Origin of the sequence: Rathayibacter sp. AY1E3, from assembly GCF_002932235.1 — a bacterium.
Taxonomy (GTDB): Bacteria; Actinomycetota; Actinomycetes; order Actinomycetales; family Microbacteriaceae; genus Rathayibacter.
The window spans coordinates 136,507-161,930 of the sequence record NZ_PSVN01000006.1; the positions used below are offsets into that span (position 1 = coordinate 136,507).

Here is a 25,424-nt window from a genome sequence, read left to right on the forward strand (position 1 = left end):
CGATCGGCGTCGCGCGGGCGGCTGCCGGTCAGTTGACGGGTGGTGCGGAATCCTCTGCGGGAGTTGAGCCCCGCACGCTCAAGTTTACGCATCCGTCGTCTCGCGTCAAGTCCGGAGGCGAGAAGTTGAGTCGCATCGGCTCAACTCTCAGACTCACGGGTCCCGCCGCTTCCGGCCGTTCACCTCCTCCCCCTACGGTGGGCCCATGACGACGCGCACCGGCCGCTGGCCCGTCCTCGCCTGGGGCCTGTGGGACTGGGGCGGATCGGCCTTCAACGCGGTGGTGACCACCTTCGTCTTCACCGTCTACCTGACCACCGACGGGCTCTTCGGCACCTCGAGCGGAGTCTCGGCCGCGCTCGGCTGGTCCCTCGCCGCCGCCGGCGTGGTCGTCGCCGTCATCGCGCCGATCACCGGCCGCCGGGCCGACCTCGGCGGGCGCCGCCGGCTCTGGCTCGGGATCCACTCCGCCGTCGTCGTCCTCTGCATCCTGCTGATGTTCCTCGTGCGCCCCGACCCGGCCCTCCTCTGGCTGGGACTCGGACTGCTCGCGGTCGGCACGGTCTTCTTCGAGTTCGCGAGCGTCAACTACAACGCAATGCTCCTCCAGGTCTCGACCCGGGCGACCATCGGCCGCGTCTCCGGCTTCGGGTGGGGCATGGGCTACGTCGGCGGGATCGTCCTGCTGCTGATCGTGTACTTCGGCTTCATCTCGCCCGAGGTCGGGCTCTTCGGAGTGACGGGGGACGACGGCCTCGACGTGCGCGTCTCGATCCTGGTCGCCGGCGTGTGGTTCGCCGTCTTCGCCCTCCCGGTGCTGGTCGCGGTGCCGGAGACGCCGGCGCGCGCGAGCCGGGCGGAGCGCGTCGGCGTGATCGCCTCCTACCGCGCGCTCTTCGCGCAGGTCGCCGGCCTCTGGCGCGAGAGCCGCAGCACCGTGGCCTTCCTCATCGCCAGCGCGGTGTTCCGCGACGGGCTCACCGGGGTCTTCACCTTCGGCGGCGTGCTGGCGCAGGGCACCTTCGGCTTCGACGCCGGCGAGGTGATCCTCTTCGCCATCGCCGCGAACGTCGTGGCCGGAGTGGCGACCATCTCGGTCGGCGCGCTCGACGACCGCATCGGCCCCAAGGCCGTGATCGTCGCCTCGCTCATCGGCCTGGTCGTCTGCGGCACCGCCGTCTTCGTCCTGCACGACGGGGGGAGCACGGTGTTCTGGATCTTCGGCCTGCTGCTGTGCCTGTTCGTCGGCCCGGCGCAGTCGGCGAGCCGCAGCTACCTCGCCCGCCTCATCCCGGAGGGACGCGAGGGCGAGATCTTCGGCCTCTACGCGACCACCGGGCGGGCGGCCTCGTTCCTCGCGCCCGCCGCCTTCGCGGCCGCCGTCTCGATCGCCGCGGCCGTCTCGGGCAGCGGCGAGGCGAACGTGCAGTACTGGGGCATCCTCGGGCTCGTCCTCGTCCTCGCCGTGGGGCTGGTGCTGCTCCTGCCGGTGCGCCGCCCGCCGGCGACCGCCCCCGTCGTGCCGGAGCCGCGGCTCGCGCCGCCCGCCCGCCGGGACTGACGGGGCCCGGCCCGCGGAGACGCGGGCGAGGCCCCTCCCCGCGCGCCATGGCCGAGGATCAGACCGTGGCGATCCAGAACACGATCAGCAGGAGCGTGACGAGGAAGCCGGTCAGGAAGTTCAGCGCGAGGAAGCGCTTCCAGCCCGCGTTCGCCCGCTCCGCCTCGGCGTCCTCGAGCGACCGGTACGGCCAGATGCTCACCGCGTACGGCACCGCGAGGATCGCCGCGAGGGTCCCCGGCCAGGGCAGCAGGAGCAGGAGCAGGCCGCTCGCGACGTAGGCGGCGATGGCGAAGCGCGTGGTCGCCTTCGCTCCGATCACGGTCGCGATCGAGCCGATGCCGCCCGCCCGGTCGGCCAGGATGTCCTGCACCGCGCCGAAGGCGTGGCTCGCGATCCCCCAGAGGAAGAACGCCACGAGCAGCGCCACGAGAGGTCCGGTGACCACGGTGCCCGCGAGGGCGATCCCGTAGACGGCCGGGCTGACGAAGTGGGTCGCCGAGGTCAGCGAGTCGACGAACGGGCGCTCCTTGAAGCGGAGCCCCGGCGCACTGTAGGCGATCACCGCGAAGACGCTGATCGCGAGGACCAGCCACGAGACCGGGGACCCGAGCAGCACGAGCGCCACCAGGAACGGCACGTTCGTGGCCACCGCCGCGATGAGCGTCGCTCGGTGCTCGCTCCGGTCGAGCACGGCGCCCTCGACGCCGCCCTTGCGGGGGTTCCGCAGATCGGACTCGTAGTCGAAGACGTCGTTGATCCCGTACATCGCGAGGTTGTAGGGGATGAGGAAGTAGATCGTGCCGAGCACGAAGGCGAGGTCGATCTCGCGGGTGGTCAGCAGGTACGCCGCCGCGAACGGGTAGGCGGTGTTGACCCAGCTCAGCGGGCGGCTCGAGACGAACAGCGCGCGCAGCCGGTTCACGGCTCGCTCCGACGACGCGAGGGCAGGAGCACCCAGAGCGCCGGGAGGGCGAGGGCCGCGGCGATCGCGTAGGCGAAGTCCTCGATCGGAGCGACACCGATCCGGATGCCCGAGATCAGGTCGTCGTCGTAGGCGACCAGCAGGCCCACTCCGATCATGATGTTGTCGAACACGGCGGTCATCACCAGCAGCACGGCGAGGGTGCCGAGGACGGCGGGCAGGCGCAGGACGCGTCGGCGCAGCGCGAGCAGCAGCAGCAGCAGCACCACCGCGAGGAACACGGCGTTGAGGAGGAGGTAGGTCACGCGCGCGCCTCCGCTCGCCGGGAGACGCGCTGCGAGAGGAAGCCGTGCACATCCATCGTCAGGTAGCAGAGCAGGGTGAGGAAGAGGACCTCCTCGACCGGGAGCTCCGGCGCGATCTGCAGGCCGGTCATGTAGGAGGTCTCACCGCGGAAGAAGACGCCCAGGCCGATCCCCACGAGGTCCCAGACCAGGAAGAACGCGACTCCCGCGGGCAGCACGATCGCCGCGCGTCGCGCGTCCGCCCAGAAGAACAGCCGGAAGCGGCGGTCGAGCACGATCATCCCGGTGATCGAGACGAGGAGCGCGAGCAGGTAGAGGATCCCCACGCCTACTCCCCCACGGCGACGGGCGCGACCGGAGCCGACGGCGCTTCCCGCACGGGCAGCGGCTCGGTCGACACGTCGCCGCGCACGCGCTTGAGCATGACCTCGGCGCTGATGATGCACATCGGCAGGCCGATGCCGGGGATCGTGGAGCTGCCGGCGAAGAGCAGTCCGTCGACGTGCCTGCTGACGTTCCCGGCGCGGAAGAAGGCGCTCTGCGAGAGGACGTGGGCCGGTCCGAGCATCGAGCCGCGCCAGGCGCCGAGGTCGCTCTCGAAGTCGGCCGGGCCGATGGTGCGGCGGACGACGATCCGCTCGGCCAGGTCGGTCGCGCCGGTCCAGGAGGCGATCTGCGCGATGGCCTGGTCGGCGATGGCCTCGACGCGCGCGTCGCCCGCGCCGTCGACTCCGCCGTGGCCGATCGAGGTGTCGGCCGGGATCGGCACGAGCACGAACAGGTTCTCGTGCCCCTCCGGAGCCGTGCTCGCGTCGGTCGCGCTCGGGCGGCAGACGTAGATCGACGCGGGATCGGGGACGGTCGGGTGCTCGCCGAAGATCTTGTCGAAATTGTCGCGCCAGTCCTTCGTGAAGAGCAGGGTGTGGTGCTCGAGCTCGGGCAGCTCCCCGCGCACGCCCAGGAGGACGAGGACGGCGCTCGGGCCGGGCTCGCGCTTCTCCCAGTAGGCGGGCGGGTAGGTCCGCAGCTCCTCGGGGAGGAGCGACTGCTCGGTGGTGAAGAGGTCGGAGGCGTTGACGACCAGGTCGGCGGGGATCCGCTCCGTGCCGTCGGGGCCCGTGAACTCGACTCCGACGACCTCGGCGCCGCGGCGTCCGCCGCGGGGCGAGCGGGCGGTGAGGATCCGCGTCGCGGGCGAGGACGTGCGGATGGTGACGCCGGCCTCCTCGGCGACGTCGGCGACCGCCTCGATCAGCTTCGTGAATCCGCCCATCGGGTAGAGCACGCCGTCGGCGAGGTCGAGATGGCTCATCAGGTGGTACATGCTCGGCGCGGCGAACGGCGAGGAGCCGAGGAAGACGGCCGGGTAGCCGAGGATCTGGCGCAGCCGGTTGTCGGTGACCGCCGTCGCCGCGAACGTGTCGAGCGGCGTGAGCAGCAGGCGGCCGAGTCTCCCGGTCCGGCTGAGCACGTCGCGGCGCAGCAGCGGGAGGAAGGAGGAGAAGCTCGTGTAGAGGAAGCGGCGCTTGGCCATCTCGTAGGTGTCGCGCGCGGAGTCGAGGTACGCGCGCATCCGCTCGCCCGCTCCGGGCTCGATGCTCTCGAAGAGCGCGAGGTTCGACTCGAGGTCGGCGAGCACGTCGATCGGCTCGTCGACGCCCTCGCTGTAGACCCGGTAGCCGGGGTCGAGCGTGACGAGGTCGAGGCGCTCCTCGGCGCTGGTGCCCATCAGGCGGAAGAAGTGGTCGAACACCTCGGGCATCAGGTACCAGGAGGGACCGGTGTCGAAGCGGAAACCCTCGTGCTCCCACGAGCCGGCGCGGCCGCCGACGGCCTCGCGCGCCTCCAGGAGGGTCACGTCGTAGCCGTCGCGCGCGAGCAGCGCGGCGGAGGCGAGTCCGCCGATCCCGCCGCCGATGACGACGGCGCGGTGCGGGCCGGTCCTCGAGCGGGTCGCGCGGACGGGGCCGGGGCCCAGGCGCGGGCCCAGCGTCGACACGGCCGCCTTCGCCGCGAGCGCCGCCTTGGCGGCCGTGGGCACGCTGACGCGGGCGCGGAGGAGCTCCTCGGCGGGCGTCGCGCGGATCCGGTCGGCCAGGGCGGCGAAGAGGGAGTGGGCGAGCAGGACCGCGCGCCGGCTCGAGCGCGGGAGCTCGGGCACGATGGCGGCGGCTTCGGCGAGGTCGTCGTCGAGGTCGGCGAGCAGCGAGGCCTTGTCGCGCTCGGAGAACGCCCGCGGGTCGACTCCGGGGAAGTAGCTGCGGCCGAGGCCGTCGACGTCGGCGGCGAGATCGCGGAGGAAGTTGACCTTCTGGAACGCGGCGCCCAGGCGGCGCGCTCCGGCCACGAGCCGCTCGCGGGCGGCCTCGGAGACGAGCCCCGCGTCCGGCGCCGCGAGGAACACGTGCAGGCACATCAGCCCGACGACCTCGGCGGAGCCGTAGACGTAGGCCTCGAAGGACTCGGGGGTGTGCTCGGTCTCGCGGAGGTCGGCGCGCATCGACGCGAAGAACGGCCGGGTGAGCTCGGTGCCGAATCCGGTCGCCCGCGCGGTCCGAGCGAAGGCGTGGATCACGAGGTTGGAGCTGTAGCCGGAGGCGAGCGCGCGCTCGGTCTCGGCCTCGAAGGCGTCGAGGGACTCCTCCACCGCGGCCCGGTCGAGACGGGCCTCCTCGGCGACGCCGTCGACGATCTCGTCGGCGACGCGCACGAGGGCGTAGACGTCCTCCACCCGCTCGCGGACGCCCGGGGAGAGCAGGCGCGTGGCCAGCCCGAAGGAGGTGGAGTAGCGGCGGATCACCTGCGCGGACGACTCGTGCGCGACGCGGTCGTACAGTTCGCTCTGGCGGCTCATCGTGCCACCGTACGGGGGCACGGCCGGGCGGAGCGCATCGTCGCGCGCATCCGCGCGTGGCGGACAGCGCTCATCGGGTGCGCCCGACCACGCTGGCCACGAGCGGGCGGACCTCGTTGCGGAAGGCCTCCGACACCGCGGGCGTCTCCAGCGCCGCCCAGGCGCGGTCGGCGAACTGGTTCGCGAGCCCCTCGGCGTAGCTGCGGGCGCCGCACTCCTCGAGGATGCCGCGCACCTTCTCCGCGGTCTCGGGCGCGAGGTGCTCGTCGCCGATCAGCGCCTCGATGTCGGGCCAGCAGTCCGTGCCGGCCGCGTGGGCGATGAGGACGGTGCGCTTGCCCTCGCGGAGGTCGCCCAGCGTGGTCTTGCCGGTCTGCCCCTCCGAGCCGAAGACGCCGAGCAGGTCGTCGACGATCTGGTAGGCGATGCCGATCCAGCGGCCGAACTCGCCGAGCGCGTCCACCGCGGCGTCCGAGGCCCCCGCGAGGATCGCTCCGGCCTGCAGCGGCGCCTCGAAGGAGTAGACGGCCGTCTTGAGGCGCTCCATCTCGAGCACCTCGTCGACCGAGGGCATGCCCGGCATGAGGGAGAAGTCCACATCGGCCAGCTCACCCGCGGCGGAGGCGAAGACGGCCTCGTCGAGCAGGGTGAGCAGGCGGGCCCGCACGCCGTCGGAGGCGCCGACGCCCTCGACGAGGCGGTGGGCGCCGGTGAGGGCGAGGTCCCCGGCGATCACGGCCACCGAGGTCCCGCGGTGCTCGGCGATCGGGATGGAGAGGCCCGCGGTCGTCGCCTCGTCGCGGTAGCTGCCCGAGACGTTCGGGCCGCCGCGGCGCACGAAGTCGCGGTCGATCACGTCGTCGTGCACGATCAGCGCGGTGTGCAGCAGCTCGAACGCCGCGCCGAGATGGGCAGCGGCCTCCGGATCCTGGCCGCCGTGGGCCTCGTACGCGGAGATCACCATCAGCGGGCGGAAGCGCTTGCCGCCGCGGGTGTTGGCCTCCAGCGTCTGCCAGAGGGTCAGGTAGCGGGGTCCGAGACGCACCGCCCGGGACCTCGCCAACGAGAAGAACCTGTCCAGGACGGCATCGACGTGCTCCTGCCTCAACCGGGACAGAACCACGGGGTCGCGCTTATCCACGTGGGAAGGCTAACAAAGGGGAGAACCAGGACGATAAGCCGGCTGATGTGTTGCGGCGTGCTTGACTTGCGGGTATGACTTCGCCAGCCGCCACTGTGCAGACGGACCGGATCGAGCAGGTGGTCCTCCTCGACGAGGCCGGGAACGCCGTGGGGGTCGCCGACAAGGCGACCGTGCACGACACGGCCACTCCCCTGCACCTCGCGTTCTCCTGCCACGTCTTCTCCCCGGACGGCGCGCTTCTGGTGACCCGCCGCGCACTCGAGAAGCGCACCTGGCCGGGCGTCTGGACCAACTCCTTCTGCGGGCACCCCGCCCCGGGCGAGCGGATCGAGGACGCCGTCGTCCGCCGGGCCGAGCGCGAGCTCGGCGCCCGACTGGCCACGCTGGAGGTCGCCCTGCCGGACTTCCGCTACCGCGCGGTCGACGCGTCCGGCGTCGTCGAGAACGAGATCTGCCCCGTCTACACGGCGACGCTGTCGAGCCGCGACGCCCTCGATCCGCGCCTCGACGAGGTCATGGACTACGAGTGGGTCGACGCCGAGGCGACGCTCGCCGCCGTCCGCTCGACCCCCTGGGCGTTCTCCCCCTGGCTCGTGCTGCAGCTCCCCCGCCTGCTGGGCTGACCCCCGCGCCCTGATCCCTGCGCCGGCGTCAGTCGGTGTAGACGTCCGTGCGGTGGAAGCCGAGCGCCGAGCGCGACGCGGTCGGACCGCGCTGGCCCTGGTACCGCGAGCTGTACTCCGCCGAGCCGTAGGGCTTCTCGGCGGGCGAGCTGAGGCGGAAGAAGCACATCTGGCCGATCTTCATCCCGGGCCAGAGCGTGATGGGGAGCGTCGCGACGTTGCTGAGCTCGAGGGTGACGTGGCCGGTGAAGCCCGGATCGATGAACCCGGCGGTCGAGTGGGTCAGCAGCCCGAGCCGTCCGAGAGAGCTCTTGCCCTCGAGGCGCGCCGCGATGTCGTCCGGCAGCGACACCTCCTCGTAGGTCGAGCCGAGCACGAACTCTCCCGGGTGGAGGATGAACGGCTCGCCCTGCGGCGTCTCGACCAGGCGGGTCAGCTCGGGCTGGTCCTCGGCCGGATCGATGTACGGGTAGCGGTGGTTGTCGAACAGCCGGAAGAAGCGGTCGAGGCGCACATCGACGGACGACGGCTGCAGCATCGACGGATCGTGCGGGGCGAGCCCCACGCGGCCGGAGGCGAGTTCGAGCGAGATGTCGCGGTCGGAGAGGAGCACGCTGCGATCCTAGGGCGTGGCGCGACCCCGGGGCATGGGTCGGCTCCGGGCCTTGCTACGATGTCCTGGTGCGCCCGAGCGGCGCCGCGCGAGTGTAGTTCAATGGTAGAACTTCTGCTTCCCAAGCAGATGGCGCGGGTTCGATTCCCGTCACTCGCTCTCCTCCCCCTCGTCTGCGGTCGGTCCTCCGGCCCGATGCGAACGGCTCCTCCTCCGGCGCTGCAGCGGCGTCCGTCAGCGCAGCGGCGTCCGTCAGCGCAGCGGCGTCCGGCAGCCCCGCGGTGTCCGTCAGCCCAGCAGCGGCAGCCGCCCGACGATCCTGTCGATCCGGTTCCTCGGCCCCACCAGGCTGACCGCGAGGTACTGCAGCTCGTCGGAGCCGCTCGCCGCCACCGCCTCCCGGTACTCGTCGTACACCCGGGTGGCCTGCGCCGACGCGGGCATGTCGGCGACGAACGTCCCGTCGTGCGCCTCGGCCTTCGCGCGGATCGCGAGCAGGGTCGCCGCGTCGGCGGCGAGGACCGTGCAGCCGGCCCACGGCAGACCGGGATGCAGCGATCCGGACGCGTCGGCGGGGCTCGGTCCGAGCAGCCCCGCGACGTGCGCGGCCGTCGCGGCGCCCACGCAGATCGCGGCGTTCACGGCGCGGCCGGCGGGGAGGGACTCGTCGACGACGACCACCCACTTGAGGCGGGCCGAGCGGGTGGGCGCGGCGGTGTCGATCTCGTCGGGGTGGAAGCCGACGGTGTCGGGGGCGGGGATGGTCATGATGCTCCTCGGTTCGTGCGCAGTGACGTCACGAACAGTAGGCAGGAGGGCTCCCCTTCGGCAGGATCTCCGTATGAACGACCAGCAGAACGGCCCAGGAGCGGCACTCGACGAACTCGACGTCCGGATCCTGCAGGTCCTGCAGTCGGATGCACGGATCACGAACCGTGACCTCGCAGCCGCCGTGCACGTCTCGCCGACCACCGCCCTCGACCGCACGAGGAGCCTCCGGCGCCGCGGCGTGATCACCGGCGCGACGCTCACTCTCGACTTCGCGGCCCTCGGGCGCGGCGTGCAGGCGCTGATCGCGGTCCGCATCCGTCCGCCGTCGCGCGAGATCATCGAGGCCTTCCGCGACTGGGTCGCCGGCCTCGACGAGACGGTCGGCGTGTTCGTCACCTCCGGCTCGGAGGACTTCATCATCCACGTCGCCGTCCGCGACAACCAGGACCTCTACGCCTTCGTCATCGACGAGCTGACGCAGCGCCGCGAGGTCGCCGACGTGCGCACCTCGGTCGTCTACGAGCACCTGCGCGAGCAGGTCGTCCTGCCGCTGGAGCCGCACGGTCGCGCGGAGCGGTGAGGCGCCCGAGCGGCGTTCCGACGCGACACGCCGGGCGGATCAGTGGCAGCGCGCGGGATCGCGGGACGCAGCGGGCAGGGTGGAGGGGTGACAGAGCTCGTCCAGATCCCGTCGCCGGGCGTCGCCCTCGAGTACGGGCACCCCGGCCGGCCCGTGGTGGTCGTGCTGCACGACGTGTTCGGGCGCCTGCCGTGGCTGGAGCCGTTCGCCGAGGCCGTGGCGAAGCACGGCTACCACGTGCTCGTGCCCGACCTCTACGACGGCTGGGCCACGCTCGCCCCGGAGGACGCGCGCGACCTCGCCGCGATGGCCGCGCAGGACCGCACCCTCGCCGCCGTCGCCGAGGCGGTCGGCACCGGAGTCGCGGCCGGGGCACCGCGCAGCGCCGTCATCGGCTTCGGCTTCGGCGGCCGCCTCGGGCTGCTCGCCGCGGGCACCGGCCTCGTGGACGCGGTGGTCGCGTACTACGCCACCCTCGGTGCGGAGGAGCACGTTCTGGTCCCGTGCCCCACCCTCCTGCACTACGCGCAGAGCGACGAGTGGCCCGCGGGCGACGACCCGGAGTCGTTCGTCGGGCGGCTGAAGGAGTCGGGGACGCCGGTCACGGCGCACACCTACCCGGACACGCAACGGCACTTCGCGAACGGCAACCTGCGCGACGCGGTCAGCCCCGCCTCCGCGGCGCTCGCCTACGCGCGGACGCTCTCGTTCCTCAATCCACAGCTCATCGACACCTGAGCTCAGCCCTGCACGTCGTGCAGGTGGTGCTGGACGTCGTGCAGGTAGTAGCGGGCGATCGTGTCGACCGTGAACGCCGCGCCGTCGCTGCGGCGGCCTCGGCGCTGCCACTGGGCGCCGGCGACGGAGTCGAACACCTCGGCGATGCGCTCGGCCGCCTCGACCAGCTCGCGGCCGACCGTCGCGGGGTCCTGCTGGTCGTAGCGCTCCTCCACGGCGGTGACGTCCTGGTCCCAGTTGGGGTAGAGCGGGTCGTCGCCGGCGAGCATCAGCTGCACGCGGGTGCGGTAGATGCGGTGCACGTCGCGCACGTGCGCGGCGTACTCGAGCGGCGACCAGGTCTCGTCGTCGGGCCGGCCCGCCGCATCGTCGCGGTCGAGCACGTAGGGCCAGGCGGCGGCGTTCTCGCGGATGAGCTCGGCGACCTCGTCGGCGTCGACGAGCGAGGCGTCGAAACCGCACTCGAGGCAGGGGCGCTCGAGGACCCAGGTCCAGTCCTTGGTGTCGGGAGTGATCGGCATGGCACCAGAGTAGGGCGCCGCCGGATCAGCAGCGCGTCGGGGTCCCCTGCACGGCGCCGCGCTCGCCGTCGGCCGTCCACGGGAGCCGGGGCAGGCCCTCGGCTCCCGTCGCGGCTCCCTGCTCGACCGCGATGGCGGCCAGGGTGCGGGCGACCGTCGCAGCGAAGTCGCCGCCAGGCGTCGAGCTGTTGATCGAGACGGCCACGGTCAGGCCCGAGACCGGGTCGGAGTAGGCCGCGGTGACGAAGCCGGGCGCGAGGCCCGAGAAGCCGCGGAGGGGTCCCGCCTCGTGCCCGCCGAGCCCGGCGCGGAGGTAGTCGGCGCGGCCCTGGCCCTGGACGACCGGGTCCTGCCACATGGCGTCGCCCGCGGGATCGGCCGCGAGCCCCGTCGCCAGCCGCCGGAGGTCCTCCAGATCGGTCAGCGCTCCGCCCGCGGCGCCGAGCGCGGACGGGGACGCGGCGGTGACGTCGAGCCGCACGTCGCAGCGCTTCTCCCCGGTCGCCGGGTCCAGCGCGACCGCGTAGCCGCGGGGGGACGGAGCGGGCAGGTCGACCTCGGAGGCGCCGGGCAGCTCCGTGCTGCGCAGCCCGTACCGCGGCACCACGTACTGGTCGTAGAGCTCCCCGATGCTCCGACCGGTCACCTGCGCGGCGACGATGCCGGCGAGCAGCGGACCGGTGGCGGAGTCGGACCACGCCGCTCCGGGCTCGGCCGAGGCGCCGCGCACCTGGGCCGCGGCGAGCAGCTCGAGCGTCGGCCACTGCCGCGGGGGGTTCTGGAGCACGGTCGGCCAGAGCGCCGAGCGGAAGTCGGCCAGGCCGGAGGTGTGCGCGCAGAGCTCGCGCAGCGTGAGGCCGTCGATGCCGGGCAGGGAGCGCAGCGTCTCGCCGACGTCGGCGTCGAGGTCGACCCGGCCGGAGTCGGCGAGGGCGAGGACCACGTCGCAGGTCATCGCCTCGGTGCCGCCGGTGCCGAGCCGCAGGTGCGCGTCGGTGGTGAGGGCGGTGGTGCGCTCGTCCGACTCCCAGCCGACCGCGCCCTCCCAGCTGCCGCCCCATGGCGACCAGACGCCGGCGACCGCTCCGGTCGCGCCGGCGACGCCGACCGTCTCGTCGAGGAACCCCGACAGGGCGGAGGCGAGCTCCTCCGACGCCGCCTGCGCGGGCGCCTCCGCCACGCGCGAGGCGGCGGCGGGCGTGCAGCCGGCCAGTGCGAGCACGAGGACCGGGACGACGAGCAGCCCCGTCCGCGTCCGTCTGCGAGATCCCATGCCGTGCGACTCCCCCGTCGTCTGCGAACGGCACCACTGTACGGGGGCTCCGTCGGGCCGGAGAGGGCCGCTGAGCGCCCGATCGCGATTCGTGTCCTGACCGTGACCGGCGGAGTCCACCCCGTTCCCAAACCGGCAGGCGCCCGGTTACGAAGAGAGGGAGTACAGCGCAGAGGCGCTGCTCGAAGGAGGTAAGAGACCATGCGCAGATCCCCCAATCGACTGCTGGCGACTCTCTTCGGAGCCGTCTACGTCGTCGTCGGGCTGCTCGGCTTCGTCGTGACCGGAGGCGTGCAGTTCCTCTCGACCGAAGGCGGGCTCCTGCTCGGCATCTTCGAGGTGAACCCGCTGCACAACATCGCCCACCTGCTCATCGGAGGCGCGCTGCTGATCGCGGGCCTGTCGACCGTCGCCGCGGCGAAGACCGTCAACGTGACCGTCGGAGCGGTGTACCTGCTGCTCGGCATCGTCGGCTTCTTCCTGGTCGACACCGCTCTGAACGTGCTGGCGCTGAACACCGCCGACCACTTCCTGCACCTGGCCAGCGCGCTGGTGCTCCTGGGAGTCGGACTCGGCACCGAGAAGACGGCGAGGACGCGCACCGCCGCGACCGCCTGACCAGGGCGGCACCCGCCGCCCCCCTCTACTCCGTCCGCCGTGGGCCCGCCGTTTTCCGCGGCGGACGGACTGAACGGCCCCGGACGACACGATGCGGTGTGTCGATCCGGGGCCTCCTCTTCTTCCCCGATCCAGCGAAGGAGCCGCCATGACCACCGTGGCCCGCTGCAACGCCGCTTTCGCCGGACTCGGCGCCGGGCTCGTCCACCTCTCGCTCGCCGCCGGCGGCGAGGGCGTGCAGGCTCCGGTGATCGGAGCGCTCGGTGCTGTCGAGATCCTCTGGGCGGTCCTCGTCCTGGCACGCGGCCGGATCGTCGTGCCGCGCTCCGCGCTGGTCGTCGCGGTCGCCTCCCTGGCGGCGTTCGCCCTCGCTCTGGCCCTCGGCGCACTCGCCGAGCCCCTCCCCGCGCTGGCCGCCGCGGTCCTCCAGCTGATCGCGGTCGCCGTGGTGGCCGTCTCGCTCCGCTCTCCGCGCGTCGAGGAGAAGGCCGTCTCGCCGTCGCGAGCTCTCGTCGGACTCCTGGCCGGCGCGCTCACCGTCTCCGCCCTCGCCACCCCCGCCATGGCCGCCTCCTCGGGCGGGTCGGGCGACATGGGCGGGATGATGCACTCCGTCGTCGACGGCGGACACGGGCACTGACGCCCTCTGGTCCCGGCGGCCCCGCTCGGCTAAGGTAAGGCAGACCTCAGTCGCCGAGGGAGGCCACCGTGTCGAACGTCATCCCGTTCTCCGAGGCCCTGCGCCTGCGCATCGGGCAGTCCGGCGCGGACGACGAGGGCGCCGCCTTCATGACCTCGCTGATGACCGGCTCCGGCAGCCGCGACGACTACATCGCGCTCATCTCGCAGCACTACTTCGTCTACGAGGCCCTCGAGGCCGTGGCGGAGGACATGGCCGGCGATCCGGTCGCGGAGCCCTTCCTCTCAACCAAGCTCACCCGGCTCCCCGCGATCGCGGAGGACCTGCGCTTCCTCGTCGGCGAGGACTGGCGGGAGCGCATCCGCCCGCTGCCCTCGACCGGCGCCTACGTCGACCGGATCCGCACCGTGGCCGCGGGCTGGAGCGGCGGCTTCGTCGCCCACCACTACACGCGCTACCTCGGCGACCTCTCCGGCTGCGCGATCGTCCGCGGGCTGCTGCAGCGGCGGTTCGGCTTCGAGACCAACGGCGTCGGCTTCTTCCTCTTCGGCGAGATCGCCGCACCGTCGGCCTTCCGCGCCACCTACCGCGAGCAGCTCGACGCCGCGGGCTGGGACGAGGAGGAGCGCGAGCGGGTCATCGCGGAGGTCGCGGAGGCGTACCGGCTGACGACGGAGCTGTTCCGCGATCTCGCCCGGACCTGCGCGGCGGCCTGAGGCCCCTGCTCCCACGTCCTCCGCGGGGCGTCAATCCGCGGACGCCTCCGCGACGGCGGCCGGCTCGGCTCGCCGTTCGGACATGAAGCGCAGCACGTCCTTGTCGACGATGATGTCGCTCGGCCGGAGCGGCCGCGTCAGGTAGAGCCCCTCGAGGCTCGTGATGCGGCTGAGCGCCACGTAGGTCTGCCCGGGCGCGAAGGCGCGCTGCCCGAGGTCGACCACGGCGGAGTCGTAGGTCTTGCCCTGCGACTTGTGGATCGTGACCGCCCACGCCAGGCGGAGCGGGAACTGCGCGAACTCGGCGACGATCTCGCGGGTGAGCTTCTTCGTCGCGGCGGAGTAGGAGTAGCGGTAACGCTCCCAGGTCGCGGGCTCGACCTCGTGGACCTCGCCGTCCACCTCGACCCACACCGTCCCCGCGACCTTCGTCACCCGGCCGATCGTGCCGTTCACCCAGCGCTGCTCGGAGTCGTTGCGCAGGAACATCACGTGCGCGCCGATCTTGAGCTCGAGGTTCTGGTCCGCTGGATAGGCGCGCCCGCCGAAGTCGCCGCTGATCTCGGCCGACGCGGTCTTCAGCGGGCCCTTCAGCCGCGCGAGCGCCGCCTGGTTGATGCGGTTGACCGTGTCATTGCGGGTCGCGAGCGTGATCGCGTCGTCGGCCGGAGGCGTCCGCGCGCCCGCCGCGTTCAGAACGTCGGCGATCTCCTTCGTCACCATGCCGAAGCGGACCGCGTTGAGCATCCACTTGAAGCGCTCATCGCTCTGCCGGTGGATCCGGCCGAGCTCGACGATCCGCAGCGGCGCCTCCTGCCAGACGAGGGCGTCGAAGAACCACAGCGAGCGGTAGCGGTCGGCGAAGTAGGCGCGCTCCTCCGGATCGCCGGGCACGGGTGCGAGCTGGAACGGGTCGCCGAAGAGGACGACTTGCACGCCCCCGAACGGCTCGGAGCGCCGCTGCCGCGCCTGCCGGAGGCTGCGGTCGATCCCGTCGAGCAGGTCGGCGTTGACCATGGAGATCTCGTCGATGACGAGCGTGTCGATGGTGTTGAGGAGCTTGCGCAGCTCGGGCGGCTGGTCGAGGTCGGAGTCGGCGATGACGCCGATCGGCAGTCGGAAGAGCGAGTGGATGGTCTGGCCGCCGACGTTCAGCGCCGCGACGCCGGTGGGGGCGCAGATGACGATCTGCTTGTCGGTGTTCCAGCTCAGGTGGTTGAGCAGGGTGGACTTGCCCGTGCCCGCGCGACCCGTGACGAACAGGTGCTCGCGCGTGTTCTCGATGAGGTCGAAGACCCGCTGCTGCTCGTCAGAGAGGGTCGGCTGAGTCACCGCTCCACTGTACCCGCGGGCCGCCGGGACCCCGGGGCCCGGGCGCGGATCAGCCGCGCTTCTGGAGGGCGGCCAGGCGGTCGTTGTAGGCCGTGAGCTCGGCCTCTCCGGTGCGGTCGGCCTGGCGGTCGCGGCGCTTGGTCTCGCGGGCGTCGGAGCGGCTCCACATCATCGCGACGACGATCGCGAGCGCGAGGGTGGGGATCTCGCCGATGCTCCACGCGATGCCGCCGGCCGCCTGCTGATCGGCGAGCGCGGACGTGCCCCAGCCCATCGCTCCGTACCAGTCGGCGAGGAGCAGCCCCTCCCCCGTCATCAGTGCGAGGCCGAAGAAGGCGTGGAACGCCATGGTGCCCAGCAGCAGCAGCAGGCGCATCGCGAAGGGCACGCGGTGCACGCTCGGGTCCACTCCGATCAGGACGCTGACGAAGAGGTACCCGGTGATCAGGAAGTGGACGATCATCCACTCGTGGCCGATGTGGTCCGTGGTGGCCCAGCGGAACAGCGGGGAGTAGTAGAAGCCCCAGAGCGACCCGACGAACAGCAGCGCGGCGACGATCGGGTGCGAGATCGCGGTGGCGAAGCGCGAGTGCACGGCGAGCAGCACCCACTCGCGGGCGCCGCGGGAGCCGTCGGTGCGGCGGGCGGCGGCGCGGGCGATGAGCGTGACCGGTGCCGCCGGGACGAGCAGCAGCGGCACCGCCATGGTGAGGACCATGTGCGAGAGCATGTGGGCGCTGAACAGGTACTTCTCGTACGCGTTCACCCCGCCGTTCGTGATGTAGGCCAGGAGGAGCATGCCCGCGATCCAGAGGATCGTGCGGTGCAGGGGCCAGCGGTCGCCGCGGCGGTGCAGGCGCACCACTCCGGCGACGTAGAACGCGATGGCGAAGGAGCAGACCAGGAGCCAGACCAGGTCGATGTTCCAGAGCGTGAGGAAGTTCATCGCGCTCGCGGGCGGCGGCAGGGGCTCGCCCGTCAGCAGCTGGGCCGGGGTCGGATCCGTGAGCTGGCTGGCGGCGATCTGGTCGACCGGGGTCGCGGTGCGCGCGAGCGCCGCAGCGACTCCGGAGGCGATCCCCATGAAGGCGATCTCGGCGCCGACGAGCCACCAGAAGCTGCGGCCGCCGACACCGCCGGCCTTCCGCATCCGCTCGATGAGGTAGCGGCGCTGCAGAACGCCGAACAGGCCCAGCGCGACCAGCGCCGCGACCTTGACCAGCACGAGGATCCCGTAGCCGGTCAGCAGGTTGTCGAGAGTGGCGAGCCGGAGCTCGGCGCTGACGTACCCGGACGCCGCGACCACGACGAAGCTCACGAGCGCGAGGCTGGAGTAGCGCTCGATCACGGGCAGCAGGCGGGAGCCGCCGAGCAGGGGCCGCAGGGCGATGACGGTGATGAGGCCGCCCAGCCAGATCGCCGCGAAGACGAGGTGCAGGCCCAGCGCCGTGACGGCGGCGTCGTGCCCGCTCGCTCCCGCCGCGTGCCCCTGCTGCGCCATCGGCAGCAGCGTGAGCAGGGCCAGGCCCGTGACGAAGACGAGCGCGGTCTGGTTGCGGACGGCGAAGCAGAGGACGGTGACGACGGCCGCGAGCAGCGTCGTGATGAGCCAGGCCTGGCCGACCTCGATGCTGCCGATGAAGTAGCTGAGCTTGGTGCCGAAGTCGCGGTCGAGGCTCAGGGGCGTCTGCGTGACGTTGAGGAAGGTGAGGAACCCGGTCACCGCGCTGGCCGCCGCGAAGAACGCGGCGCTGGCGGCGGCGACGTCGAGGGCGATCGAGAACTCGGTGCGCGGCTCGGGCGCGGCCTCGGCGGGCGCGGGGCGCGCGGGCGCGACCGCGGTGCGCGTCGATCCGGCGCGGGAGGAGGACTGGCCGCCGCGCGAGGACTGGCCGCCGCGCGAGGAGGCGTGAGCGGTCGAGGCGCGGGACGAGGACTGGGCGTCGCGGGCGGCGGCGGCGCGGGGGCTCAGCGCGAACAGCGTCAGCACGAGCGAGCCGATCATGCCCGCGGCGCCGAGATTGACGGCCAGCTTGGCGATCGGGAGGCCGTAGCGGACCACGGGGCCGGGATCGTTCAGCAGCGGAGCCGCGGCTCCCCCGCCGAAGGCCAGGGCCGCGAAGAGGGCGACGAGCGCTGCGGCGACGAGCACGAGCGCAGGGCCGACGATCCGGACGGTTCGATTCACCGGTCCAGCCTACGTTCCGCGGCTGATCGGCAGCCGCGTCCGCGGACGATCGGCGGCCGCGTCCGCGGACGACGACGGCCCCGGCGCAGTGCCGGGGCCGTGTCGGAGGGCGCGACTACTTCGCGGCGGCCTTGAGCTTGGTGCCCGCGGAGACCTTGACCGAGTGGCCGGCGGCGATCTGGATGGTCTCGCCGGTCTGCGGGTTGCGGCCGGTGCGTGCGGCGCGGGAGGTGCGCTCGACGGCGATCCAGCCGGGGATGGTGACCTTCACGTCGTTCGACACGGAGTCGGCGAGGGTGGTGAAGAGCGAGTCGAGGACGCCGTTGACGGCGGCCTGGCTCTGGCCGGAGTCGGCGGCGATCTTCGCGACGAGCTCGGTGCGGTTGAGCGACTTGTCAGCCATGGAGTGTCCTCCCAGGACGTTCTCGCTGTCGGAACAGCTGGTTTCGATGGATCGTCCTCGGCCGGGGACGGACGTCCTCAACCGGTCGGACCGTCGGTAACCTACCAGCCCCGCCCCGGATCTCCGGCGATTCCGGCCTCGAGACGCCCGGAACGACGCCGATCGCGCCGGTCGGTCCCTCCACAGGAGGCGCTCGGCGCCTCTCGTCCACCGGTCCGCCGATCGCCTCTCCGCAGAGTCCGCCGCCTGACGAGGATCGGCTCATGACGACGACGGCACTCCTCCCCCTACCCGCTCCGGCCGACGCGGCCCTCCCCGCCGTCGCCGTGGCGGTCGCCGCGGTGATCGCGTCCGTGCGGGCGCTGCGGTGGGCGGGCGAGCGGAGGAGCGCGGTGGCCGGGCTCGCCTGCGCGGCTCTCGCGCTGCTCGTCTGCACCGTCACGGCACCCGCCTCCGTGCGGGCGGGCCTCGCCGTGCTGGCCTGGATCGCCGCCCTGCGGCCCGGCTCGTGAGCGGGCGCGGCTCCGGTCCAGCCCGCCTCGCTACAGTGACGGCGGCCTGCGCCCGAGCGGGCCGGGAGGACGGCCACGATGGCTCAGACGGACGGTTGGATCTCGACGGCGATCTGGTGGCACGTCTACCCGCTCGGCTTCACGGGCGCCGAGGCGAGCGCCTCGGAGGGTCCGGGCCCGGACGACGAGCCGCAGCACCGCCTCCGCGCCCTGCTCCCCTGGCTCGACGACCTGCTGGCGCTGGGCTGCAACGGGCTGCTGCTGGGGCCGGTCTTCGCCTCCTCCACCCACGGCTACGACACGGTCGACCACTTCCGGGTCGATCCCCGCCTCGGCGACGAGGCAGACCTCGACGCGCTGATCGCCGCGTGCCGCGAGCGCGGGATCCGGGTGCTGCTCGACGGGGTCTTCAACCACGTGGGACGGGAGCACCCCTGGTGGCGTGCCGCGGTCGCAGCCGGCGAGGGCTCCCCCGAGGCGGCGCGCTTCTCCCGCAGCGAGCGGTCGCAGGAGGTCGACGGCCTCCGCGTCGACGTGTTCGAGGGGCACGACGCTCTGGTCGAGCTCGACAACGGGAACCCCGAGGTCGCGGAGCACGTGTCCTCCGTGCTCGCGCACTGGCTCGAGCGGGGCATCGACGGCTGGCGGCTCGACGCGGCGTACGCGGTCGCGCCGGCGGCCTGGCACGCGGCGATCGACCCGGTGCGGCAGCGCTTCCCCGACGCGTGGTTCGTCGGCGAGGTCATCCACGGCGACTACACCGGCTACGTGCGGGAGTCGGGGCTCGACTCGGTCACGCAGTACGAGCTCTGGAAGGCCGTCCGCAACTCCCTCGAGGAGGCGAACCTCTTCGAGCTGGCCTGGTCCCTGAAGCGCCACGACGACTTCGTCCGCGAGTTCCTGCCCCTGACCTTCGTCGGCAACCACGACGTGACCCGGATCGCCAGCGCCGTCAGCGACGAGCGCCACCACGGCCACGCCACGGCGATCCTCGGCTTCGTCGCCGGCGTGCCGAGCATCTACTCCGGCGACGAGCGGGGCCTGCGCGGCGTCAAGGAGGAGCGGATCGGCGGCGACGACGCGATCCGCCCGGAGTTCCCGGCCGAGCCCGCCGAGTGGCCGGGCGGGGAGGCCTACCGGGCCCACCAGGAGATCGTCGCGTTCCGCCGACGGAACCCGTGGCTGGTCGGCGCGAGCACCCGCACGGTCGACCTCTCCAACACCGCCGTGATGCTCGTGGCGGAGGGCCCGGAGGGACGCACCGCGCGGCTCGCGCTGAACATCGGCGACGTGACGGCGACCGTCGGCGGCGTCCAGGTCGCTCCCCACTCCTGGTCGCTGCACGACTGACCCGGCGCGCGGGCGGCCCGGCAGTGCGCGACGGAGCGTCGACCTCCGGGGGCCCGTCCTCTACGCTCGGGCGCATGCCGAGACCTGCACGAGGACCCTCCGACGGGCGAGCCGACTCGATCGACGACGCCGGGATGCCGGCGTCCGGACTCGAGCAGGCGTTCGCCGCCCCCGTCGACCCGGAGAGCGACCCCGGACCGGGCGAGAGGAGCGGCCTGTCGAGCCGCATCGCCCAGGAGCTGCTCGAGGACGGCTTCGGCCTCGACGCGAGCGACGAGGAGCCCCCGTCCCGCGCCGTGGAGATCGACGAGCCCGCCCGCGCCGTGGGTGACGATCCCGCCCACCCCGTGCACGGCTCGATGTCCGGCGAGTTCGAGCGCCGCTGAGCCCGGCCGCCGTCGGTCGGTCGTCGACAGCCCGGCGGCACCGCTCCGCCCGCCGGCCGTCGTCACCCCGCCGGTACCGCGCCGCCGGCCGCCGGAGCCGGGTCCGGGCCGGCCGCCTGCAGCTCGGCGAGGAATCCGGGCCGGAGCACGCGTGCCTCGATCGACGCGGCTCCCGAGGTCCAGCCGTCGCCGAGCGGACGCTCGGGCGTGAGCAGCACGTGGCCCGGCGTCCCCGCTCGGCCGAGGGCGGCGGCGACGCGGCCCTCCGGATCGTAGAGGGCGTGGTCGACGAGCGGCCCGTAGACGGCGTGCACCGCGAAGTCCTCGCGGCTGCCGAGGAGGACGGGCAGCAGCTCCTCGCCCGGGCGCAGGCCGTGGGGCCACCAGCGGAAGCGCTCGACGAGCTCGTGGCAGGCGGCGCACGAGGGCGAGAAGAAGACGAGGTGCGTCGCCGGGCGGGACAGCTCCTCGAGCGTCAGGAGCTCGCCGGCCACCGTGACGAACGCGAGGTCGGCGGCCGAGAGGTCGCCCTCGGGCGCGCGCCCCGGCGCGGACTCCCTGTCGGCTGCGGACAGGCGGGCGGCCGCCCGGACGCGAGCGGCCGTCGACGCCGCACGGCGGTCGCGCACCAGCACGAGCGAGACCGCGGCGAGAGCGGCGGCGAGCCCGGACGCCGCCGCCGAGGCACCGCCGCCGCCGAGCAGCGCGGCCGGAGCGAGCCCGCCGAGGGCCCCGGCGACCGCGAGCGCGAGCAGCACCGCGTTCCTCGCGACGGTGCGTCCGGTCATCCGTGCCGAGCCCAGCCCGCCGAAGCACTCGCAGTCGACGTCCTCCGTCGCGCGGACCGCGCGGACGGCGACGACGAGGAACACGGCGTCGAGGAGCGCCACCGGCACGAGGGCGGCACGGTGCGCCGGAGCGGGCGCCAGCACCACCGCGGCGCCCAGCGCGATCTCGACGACGGGGAAGGCGGCCGCGAACCAGCCGCGGCGCCGGAGGAGGAGGGGGACCCCGAACGCCTCGAGGCTCGCCCGGAACCGCTCCGTGCGGCCGAGCTTCAGGGCGCCGCTGACGACGAGCACCGCGCCCGCGCACCACGCGGCGATCGCGAGAACCGCCTCCAGCATCCGTCGCCCTCCTCGCTCGGCATCGACCCGCACAACGCTACCGGCGCGGACCGGCCTCCCGCGGCCGAGACGGGGAACGGGGCGGAGACGGCGCGATCCGGCGCGTTCCGCCCTCCGGACGAGCCGCTGCCGGCGCATCCGGCGCCCGGATCCCTCCAGGCGGGGCGCCCCCGGGCTCCCTCCCGGTCCCGGACGGCCGCTCCGCCGTACACTGCGAGAGGATCGGAGGGGTCATGCGGGGACGGCGAGCGCGCGACGAGCGGCACGGCACGGCGGCGAGTCCGCCTGCGGCCGCCGCTCCCCCGGCTGCGGTCACGGCTCCGGCCCCCTCGGACTCGCCGGACGACGCCTCGGGCGACGTCTCGACCGGGATGCGGATCGCCGCCGCCTGGTCGTGGCGCTTCCTCGCCGTCGCCGGGCTCCTCTACCTCCTCGTGCGCCTCGTCTCGCTGCTGCCCGTGATCGTCGTGCCGGTGCTGATCGCGCTGCTGCTCACCGCGCTCCTCACCCCGCTGCGGAACCGGCTCGAGCGCCTGCGGCTCCCCCGCCCGCTCGCGGTCCTGGTCTCGATCGTCCTGATGCTCCTCCTGCTGACCGGCCTCGTCGGGCTGGTGATCGTGCAGTCGCGCTCCGGCTTCAGCGGAGTGGGGCAGCGCGCTCTCGACGCGGTCGACGGCGTCGAGGCGTGGCTGCGGAGCCCGCCGCTGTCGTTCTCGGACGTCCAGCTCTCGTACTGGGCGCAGCGCGCGGTCGACTGGGCCGACGCGCAGGCGTCGACGATCGCGTCCGGGGCCCTCGCCGTCGGCTCCCAGCTGGCCGAGGTCTTCGCCGGAACCCTCCTCACCCTGTTCTCGCTGATCTTCCTGCTCCTCGACGGCCGCCGGATCTGGCACTGGTTCCTCCGCCTCCTCCCCCGCCGCGCGCGCCCCGCGATGGAGCGCGGCGGCGCCGCCGGCTGGCGGACCCTCAGCCAGTTCGTGATCGCGCAGCTCGGCGTCGCCGGGATCAACGCCGTCGGCATCGGCATCGGCGCGCTCGCGCTGCAGCTGCCGCTCGTCGTGCCGATCGCGATCGTGGTGTTCCTCGGCTCGTTCGTCCCGATCCTCGGCGCGATCGTGACCGGTGCGCTCGCCGCGCTGGTCGCGCTGCTGTTCAGCGGGCCCGTCGCCGCGCTGGTGATGGTCGGCGTCGTGATCCTGGTGCACCTGCTCGAGGGGCACGTGCTGCAGCCGCTCATCCTCGGGACCGCCGTGAAGGTGCATCCGCTCGCCGTGGTGCTCGGAGTCGCGACCGGGCTCGAGGTGGCCGGGCTCGCCGGGGCGCTGTTCGCGGTGCCGACCATCGCGACGCTGAACGCGGCGGTCACCGCCATGCGGGCGCGCGCGCCCGGAGCGGAGTGAGCGCGTTCGATCCGGCCGCCCGACCCGGATCGACGGTGCTGCCCGCCCTCGCCTGCCCGGTCTGCGGCGGCGCGCTCGCCCCCGATGCGCTGCCCCGCCCCTCCTCGCTCCGCTGCCCCCTCGGGCACAGCTCCGACCTCGCGCGCCAGGGCTACGCCTCGCTCCTGCGCGGGAGGCACGCGACCTCGGGCGACACCACGGCGATGGTGCAGGCCCGCGCCGACCTGCTCGGCTCCGGCCACTACCGGGTGATCCAGGACGCGGTCGCCGCGGCCGTCCCCGCCGGCGCACGGCTCGTGGTCGACCTGGGCTGCGGCACCGGGGCGTACCTCGCGGCCGTGCTCGAGGCGCATCCGGCGGCGGACGGGCTGGGCCTGGACCTCTCGGCCCCGGCCGCCCGCCGCGCCGCCCGCGCGCATCCCCGGGCGGCGATCGCGACCGCGGACCTCTGGCAGCCCCTCCCGCTGGCCGACGCCTCCGCCGACGCGCTGCTCACCGTCTTCGCGCCGCGGAACGCCCCGGAGATGCGGCGGGTGCTCCGTCCGGGCGGCGTCGCCGTCGTCGTCACTCCGCGCGAGAGGCACCTGCACGAGATCCGCGAGCGGTTCGGGATGCTGGGCATCGACGCCGGCAAGGCGGAGCGGCTCGACGAGCAGCTGGCGGGGTTCGCGCTCGAGGAGCGCATCGAGCTCGACACGACGGTGCTGATGAGCGTCGACGAGCTGCGCGCCGAGGTGCTGATGGGGCCGAGTGCCCACCACGTGGATCCCGAGGCGCTGGACGCTCGGCTCGCGGCGGTGGAGGGGACGACCGCGGTGACGGTCGCGGTCACCGTGTCGCGCTTCGTGCGCGCGGAGTAGCGGCGGGCGTGCCGCCGACCCCGCGTCAGTACGTCTCGCGCAGGCGCTCCTGGTCGACCACCGCTTCGCGGTCCGCGAGGCGGCGCAGGCCCGCGAGGGGCTGGGCCATCCGGTGGTTGCCGCGGAGGACCGGCTCGGCCCGGTCGAGGAAGGCCCAGTACCCGGCGGTCACCGGGCAGGCGTTCTCGCCCAGGCGCACCTTCGGGTCGAAGCGGCAGCCGCCGCAGTAGTCGGACATCCGGTTGATGTAGGCGCCGCCCGAGGCGTACGGCTTCGTCGCGACGACGCCGCCGTCGGCGTGCTGGGACATCCCGATCACGTTCGCGGGCATCACCCACTCCGTGCCGTCGACGAAGACGTCCACGAACCAGTCGTTGAGCTCCGCCGGATCCCACCCCCGCTGCAGTCCCCAGTTGCCGAGCACCATCAGGCGCTGGATGTGGTGCGCCCAGCCGTGCCGGTGCACGTCGTCGAGCGTCTCGTGCAGGCAGTTCGCCTCGATGCCGCTCGGGTCGAGCGCGAGCAGCTCGGCGGGCAGCGGCGTGGAGGCGCCGAGCGCGCGGCTGCGGTTCCGGTACTCCGGCCCGAGGTGCCAGAACAGGTTCCAGACGTAGTCGCGCCAGCCGAGGATCTGGCGGATGAACCCCTCCGTCGCCGCGATCGGCGCGCCCCCGGCGGCGTACTCCGCCTCGGCCGCCTCGACGACCGTCCGCGGATCGAGCACGCCGAGGTTCATCGGGGCGCTGAGCAGCGAGTGCGCCATCGTCCAGTCGCCCGAGAGCATCGCGTCCTCGTAGGTCCCGAAGTCGCCCAGCCGCGACGACACGAAGTCGGCGAGCGCCGCCTCTGCCTCGGCGGGCGTCGCGGCGAAGCGGCGCGGACCGTCGGCGCCGACCAGGCGGATCGCCCCCTCGGCCTCCCAGCGCGCGAGGTCGGCGCGCACCTCCTCGTCGATGTCGTCCTCCTCCGGCCACCACGGGTCGGGCAGGCCGAGCCGGGAGGCGCCCTTGGGCGGAGGCTGGCGGTTGTCGTGGTCGTAGTTCCAGCGGCCGCCCTCGGGCTGGTCGCCGCGCATCAGCACGCCGGTGCGCTCGCGGCTCCACCGGTAGAAGTCCTCCAGCAGCAGGCGCTTGCCCGAGCGGGAGAGCGCCCACTCGCGGAAGTCCTCCTCGGCCGTGATGAAGCCGCGGCTGGGCAGAACGCTCATGCCGAGCCTGCGGGCGAGGCGGCGGCCGCCGCGGGTGGGCGGGTCGATCACCTCGAGGTCGTCGCGCCCGGCGAGGGCCTCGCCGAAGGTCTCGGAGCGGACGTACTCGGCGCGGTCCCCGAGCTCGCGGGCGCGGTGGCGGAGCGCCGACAGCAGCAGCTGCGCCTTGGCGCGGTGCATCGGGCGGCGCCCGAACGCCGATCGGGCCTCGACCAGCAGCATCGGACCGCCGTCGTCGAAGGCCGGTCCGAGCTGGCCGATGACGCTCCAGCGGGTGCGAGGGGGTCTGCTCATCCTCGGAGGCTAGGCGGGCGGATCCGGCACCGGTAGGAGTTGCGCGGCACGGATGTGCAGCCGCCACGTCTTGCACCCCCGCCCCCGATGCAGAAGTCTCGGAGCGAGCGCGGCCGATCCGACCGCGCACCGACGCGACGAAGCGAGGAGGCCGCCATGGCCCACCACGACCACGACAACGAGCACCACGAGGGTCACGAGCACCACGACCACCACGAGGGTCACGACGAGCACACCGCCGGCCACGGCCGTCACGTCGCCGAGGGCACGAGCACCGAGGACACCGAGGGCGGCGAGTACACCTCGACGGAGGGCGTCTCGCACACCGCCGGCGAGGCCGAGGGCAGCTACGTCGACACCTCGGTCAACGAGCAGAGCACCGCCGACAAGGGCAGCTACGTCGACACCAGCGCCGCGGGCACCTCCGCCGAGGGCGAGGGCGAGTACACCGACCGCGACGAGTGACCCTCGCCCGGGCGCCGC

The 25,424-nt window shown here is 73.4% G+C and carries 27 protein-coding genes and 1 tRNA gene; 14 read left to right on the plus strand and 14 right to left on the minus strand.

The genetic code is table 11. From position 1 onward, the window contains the following. Positions 1 to 205 precede the first annotated feature (205 nt). The gene (locus C5C53_RS07060; RefSeq protein WP_104267174.1) at positions 206 to 1,561 is read left to right on the plus strand and encodes an MFS transporter; all 1,356 of its coding nucleotides are present in this window, start codon (positions 206 to 208) and stop codon (positions 1,559 to 1,561) included. Positions 1,562 to 1,619: 58 nt separating this feature from the next. Here the strand turns inward: C5C53_RS07060 and C5C53_RS07065 are convergent, their stop codons facing one another. The 5 genes from C5C53_RS07065 to C5C53_RS07080 all read right to left on the minus strand — a co-directional run bounded on the left by C5C53_RS07065 (position 1,620) and on the right by C5C53_RS07080 (position 6,690). Next, complete coding sequence (locus C5C53_RS07065; protein WP_104222892.1) at positions 1,620 to 2,486, minus strand: prenyltransferase; 867 nt, start codon at positions 2,484 to 2,486, stop codon at positions 1,620 to 1,622. After that, entirely contained in the window at positions 2,483 to 2,791 is a 309-nt protein-coding gene (locus C5C53_RS17075) for a lycopene cyclase domain-containing protein (protein WP_181127729.1), read from the minus strand. The genes C5C53_RS07065 and C5C53_RS17075 overlap by 4 nt, the downstream gene beginning before the upstream one ends. Further along, positions 2,788 to 3,117 (minus strand): lycopene cyclase domain-containing protein, encoded by a 330-nt coding sequence (locus C5C53_RS07070; protein WP_104267176.1) that lies wholly within the window; start codon positions 3,115 to 3,117, stop codon positions 2,788 to 2,790. Before C5C53_RS07070 ends, C5C53_RS17075 begins: the two co-directional genes overlap by 4 nt. 2 nt (positions 3,118 to 3,119) lie before the next feature. Further along, entirely contained in the window at positions 3,120 to 5,645 is a 2,526-nt protein-coding gene (gene crtI, locus C5C53_RS07075) for a phytoene desaturase family protein (protein ID WP_104267207.1), read from the minus strand. Positions 5,646 to 5,715: 70 nt separating this feature from the next. Then, the gene (locus tag C5C53_RS07080; protein ID WP_244229492.1) at positions 5,716 to 6,690 is read right to left on the minus strand and encodes a polyprenyl synthetase family protein; all 975 of its coding nucleotides are present in this window, start codon (positions 6,688 to 6,690) and stop codon (positions 5,716 to 5,718) included. A 170-nt stretch (positions 6,691 to 6,860) separates the two neighbouring features. On the opposite strand from C5C53_RS07080, the gene idi reads away from it, so the two are divergent. Beyond that, positions 6,861 to 7,412 (plus strand): isopentenyl-diphosphate Delta-isomerase, encoded by a 552-nt coding sequence (gene idi, locus C5C53_RS07085; RefSeq protein WP_104222897.1) that lies wholly within the window; start codon positions 6,861 to 6,863, stop codon positions 7,410 to 7,412. Positions 7,413 to 7,440: 28 nt separating this feature from the next. On the opposite strand, the gene dcd is transcribed toward idi, so the two are convergent. Then, entirely contained in the window at positions 7,441 to 8,025 is a 585-nt protein-coding gene (gene dcd, locus C5C53_RS07090; protein WP_104246931.1) for a dCTP deaminase, read from the minus strand. A gap of 88 nt (positions 8,026 to 8,113) precedes the next feature. On the opposite strand from dcd, the gene C5C53_RS07095 reads away from it, so the two are divergent. Beyond that, positions 8,114 to 8,184: transfer RNA gene (locus C5C53_RS07095), tRNA-Gly, on the plus strand. Positions 8,185 to 8,313: 129 nt separating this feature from the next. Here C5C53_RS07095 and C5C53_RS07100 read toward each other — a convergent pair. Then, positions 8,314 to 8,793: a DUF2000 domain-containing protein gene (locus C5C53_RS07100; RefSeq protein WP_104267177.1), complete on the minus strand. Its 480-nt coding sequence runs from the start codon at positions 8,791 to 8,793 to the stop codon at positions 8,314 to 8,316. 73 nt (positions 8,794 to 8,866) lie between these two features. Between C5C53_RS07100 and C5C53_RS07105 the strand changes: the two genes are divergently transcribed. After that, positions 8,867 to 9,376, plus strand: coding sequence for an Lrp/AsnC family transcriptional regulator (locus C5C53_RS07105; RefSeq protein WP_104255349.1), 510 nt, complete (start codon positions 8,867 to 8,869; stop codon positions 9,374 to 9,376). A gap of 87 nt (positions 9,377 to 9,463) precedes the next feature. Then, a complete protein-coding gene (locus C5C53_RS07110; RefSeq protein ID WP_104237610.1) occupies positions 9,464 to 10,114 on the plus strand; it encodes a dienelactone hydrolase family protein in 651 nt (216 codons plus the stop codon). 2 nt (positions 10,115 to 10,116) lie between these two features. On the opposite strand, the gene C5C53_RS07115 is transcribed toward C5C53_RS07110, so the two are convergent. Both C5C53_RS07115 and C5C53_RS07120 read right to left on the minus strand, forming a co-directional pair. After that, positions 10,117 to 10,635 (minus strand): DinB family protein, encoded by a 519-nt coding sequence (locus C5C53_RS07115; protein WP_104222903.1) that lies wholly within the window; start codon positions 10,633 to 10,635, stop codon positions 10,117 to 10,119. Between the two features lie 25 nt (positions 10,636 to 10,660). Then, complete coding sequence (locus tag C5C53_RS07120) at positions 10,661 to 11,908, minus strand: serine hydrolase (protein ID WP_104267178.1); 1,248 nt, start codon at positions 11,906 to 11,908, stop codon at positions 10,661 to 10,663. Positions 11,909 to 12,109: 201 nt separating this feature from the next. On the opposite strand from C5C53_RS07120, the gene C5C53_RS07125 reads away from it, so the two are divergent. The 3 genes from C5C53_RS07125 to C5C53_RS07135 all read left to right on the plus strand — a co-directional run bounded on the left by C5C53_RS07125 (position 12,110) and on the right by C5C53_RS07135 (position 13,882). Next, positions 12,110 to 12,526 (plus strand): DUF4383 domain-containing protein, encoded by a 417-nt coding sequence (locus C5C53_RS07125; protein ID WP_104246935.1) that lies wholly within the window; start codon positions 12,110 to 12,112, stop codon positions 12,524 to 12,526. 148 nt (positions 12,527 to 12,674) lie between these two features. After that, a complete protein-coding gene (locus C5C53_RS07130) occupies positions 12,675 to 13,166 on the plus strand; it encodes a hypothetical protein (protein ID WP_104267179.1) in 492 nt (163 codons plus the stop codon). A gap of 68 nt (positions 13,167 to 13,234) precedes the next feature. Further along, complete coding sequence (locus C5C53_RS07135; RefSeq protein ID WP_104267180.1) at positions 13,235 to 13,882, plus strand: heme oxygenase (biliverdin-producing); 648 nt, start codon at positions 13,235 to 13,237, stop codon at positions 13,880 to 13,882. Positions 13,883 to 13,912: 30 nt separating this feature from the next. Here the strand turns inward: C5C53_RS07135 and C5C53_RS07140 are convergent, their stop codons facing one another. The 3 genes from C5C53_RS07140 to C5C53_RS07150 form a co-directional block, all read right to left on the minus strand. Further along, complete coding sequence (locus C5C53_RS07140) at positions 13,913 to 15,214, minus strand: ATP-dependent RecD-like DNA helicase (RefSeq protein WP_104222908.1); 1,302 nt, start codon at positions 15,212 to 15,214, stop codon at positions 13,913 to 13,915. Between the two features lie 49 nt (positions 15,215 to 15,263). Further along, on the minus strand, positions 15,264 to 17,402 hold the full coding sequence (locus C5C53_RS07145) for a bifunctional copper resistance protein CopD/cytochrome c oxidase assembly protein (protein WP_258075385.1): 2,139 nt from the start codon (positions 17,400 to 17,402) through the stop codon (positions 15,264 to 15,266). A gap of 115 nt (positions 17,403 to 17,517) precedes the next feature. Beyond that, positions 17,518 to 17,805 (minus strand): HU family DNA-binding protein, encoded by a 288-nt coding sequence (locus C5C53_RS07150; protein ID WP_056037903.1) that lies wholly within the window; start codon positions 17,803 to 17,805, stop codon positions 17,518 to 17,520. A gap of 263 nt (positions 17,806 to 18,068) precedes the next feature. On the opposite strand from C5C53_RS07150, the gene C5C53_RS07155 reads away from it, so the two are divergent. The 3 genes from C5C53_RS07155 to C5C53_RS17400 all read left to right on the plus strand — a co-directional run bounded on the left by C5C53_RS07155 (position 18,069) and on the right by C5C53_RS17400 (position 20,053). Further along, positions 18,069 to 18,317: a hypothetical protein gene (locus C5C53_RS07155; RefSeq protein ID WP_104267181.1), complete on the plus strand. Its 249-nt coding sequence runs from the start codon at positions 18,069 to 18,071 to the stop codon at positions 18,315 to 18,317. A gap of 78 nt (positions 18,318 to 18,395) precedes the next feature. Next, on the plus strand, positions 18,396 to 19,667 hold the full coding sequence (locus C5C53_RS07160) for an alpha-amylase family glycosyl hydrolase (protein ID WP_104267182.1): 1,272 nt from the start codon (positions 18,396 to 18,398) through the stop codon (positions 19,665 to 19,667). A 74-nt stretch (positions 19,668 to 19,741) separates the two neighbouring features. Beyond that, positions 19,742 to 20,053 (plus strand): hypothetical protein, encoded by a 312-nt coding sequence (locus tag C5C53_RS17400; RefSeq protein ID WP_146084653.1) that lies wholly within the window; start codon positions 19,742 to 19,744, stop codon positions 20,051 to 20,053. A gap of 62 nt (positions 20,054 to 20,115) precedes the next feature. Here the strand turns inward: C5C53_RS17400 and C5C53_RS17405 are convergent, their stop codons facing one another. After that, on the minus strand, positions 20,116 to 21,180 hold the full coding sequence (locus tag C5C53_RS17405) for a MauE/DoxX family redox-associated membrane protein (protein WP_104267184.1): 1,065 nt from the start codon (positions 21,178 to 21,180) through the stop codon (positions 20,116 to 20,118). A 233-nt stretch (positions 21,181 to 21,413) separates the two neighbouring features. Here C5C53_RS17405 and C5C53_RS07175 point away from each other — a divergent pair, with 233 nt between their 5' ends. Together C5C53_RS07175 and C5C53_RS07180 are read left to right on the plus strand one after the other, a co-directional pair. Continuing rightward, positions 21,414 to 22,580, plus strand: a complete 1,167-nt coding sequence (locus C5C53_RS07175; RefSeq protein ID WP_104267185.1) for an AI-2E family transporter — start codon at positions 21,414 to 21,416, stop codon at positions 22,578 to 22,580. A 35-nt stretch (positions 22,581 to 22,615) separates the two neighbouring features. Beyond that, positions 22,616 to 23,440 (plus strand): methyltransferase domain-containing protein, encoded by an 825-nt coding sequence (locus C5C53_RS07180; protein ID WP_374953256.1) that lies wholly within the window; start codon positions 22,616 to 22,618, stop codon positions 23,438 to 23,440. Positions 23,441 to 23,465: 25 nt separating this feature from the next. Here C5C53_RS07180 and C5C53_RS07185 read toward each other — a convergent pair whose 3' ends face one another. Beyond that, positions 23,466 to 24,941, minus strand: a complete 1,476-nt coding sequence (locus C5C53_RS07185) for a cryptochrome/photolyase family protein (RefSeq protein ID WP_104222915.1) — start codon at positions 24,939 to 24,941, stop codon at positions 23,466 to 23,468. A 156-nt stretch (positions 24,942 to 25,097) separates the two neighbouring features. Between C5C53_RS07185 and C5C53_RS17080 the strand changes: the two genes are divergently transcribed. Beyond that, entirely contained in the window at positions 25,098 to 25,406 is a 309-nt protein-coding gene (locus tag C5C53_RS17080) for a hypothetical protein (RefSeq protein WP_181027115.1), read from the plus strand. Positions 25,407 to 25,424: the final 18 nt, after the last annotated feature.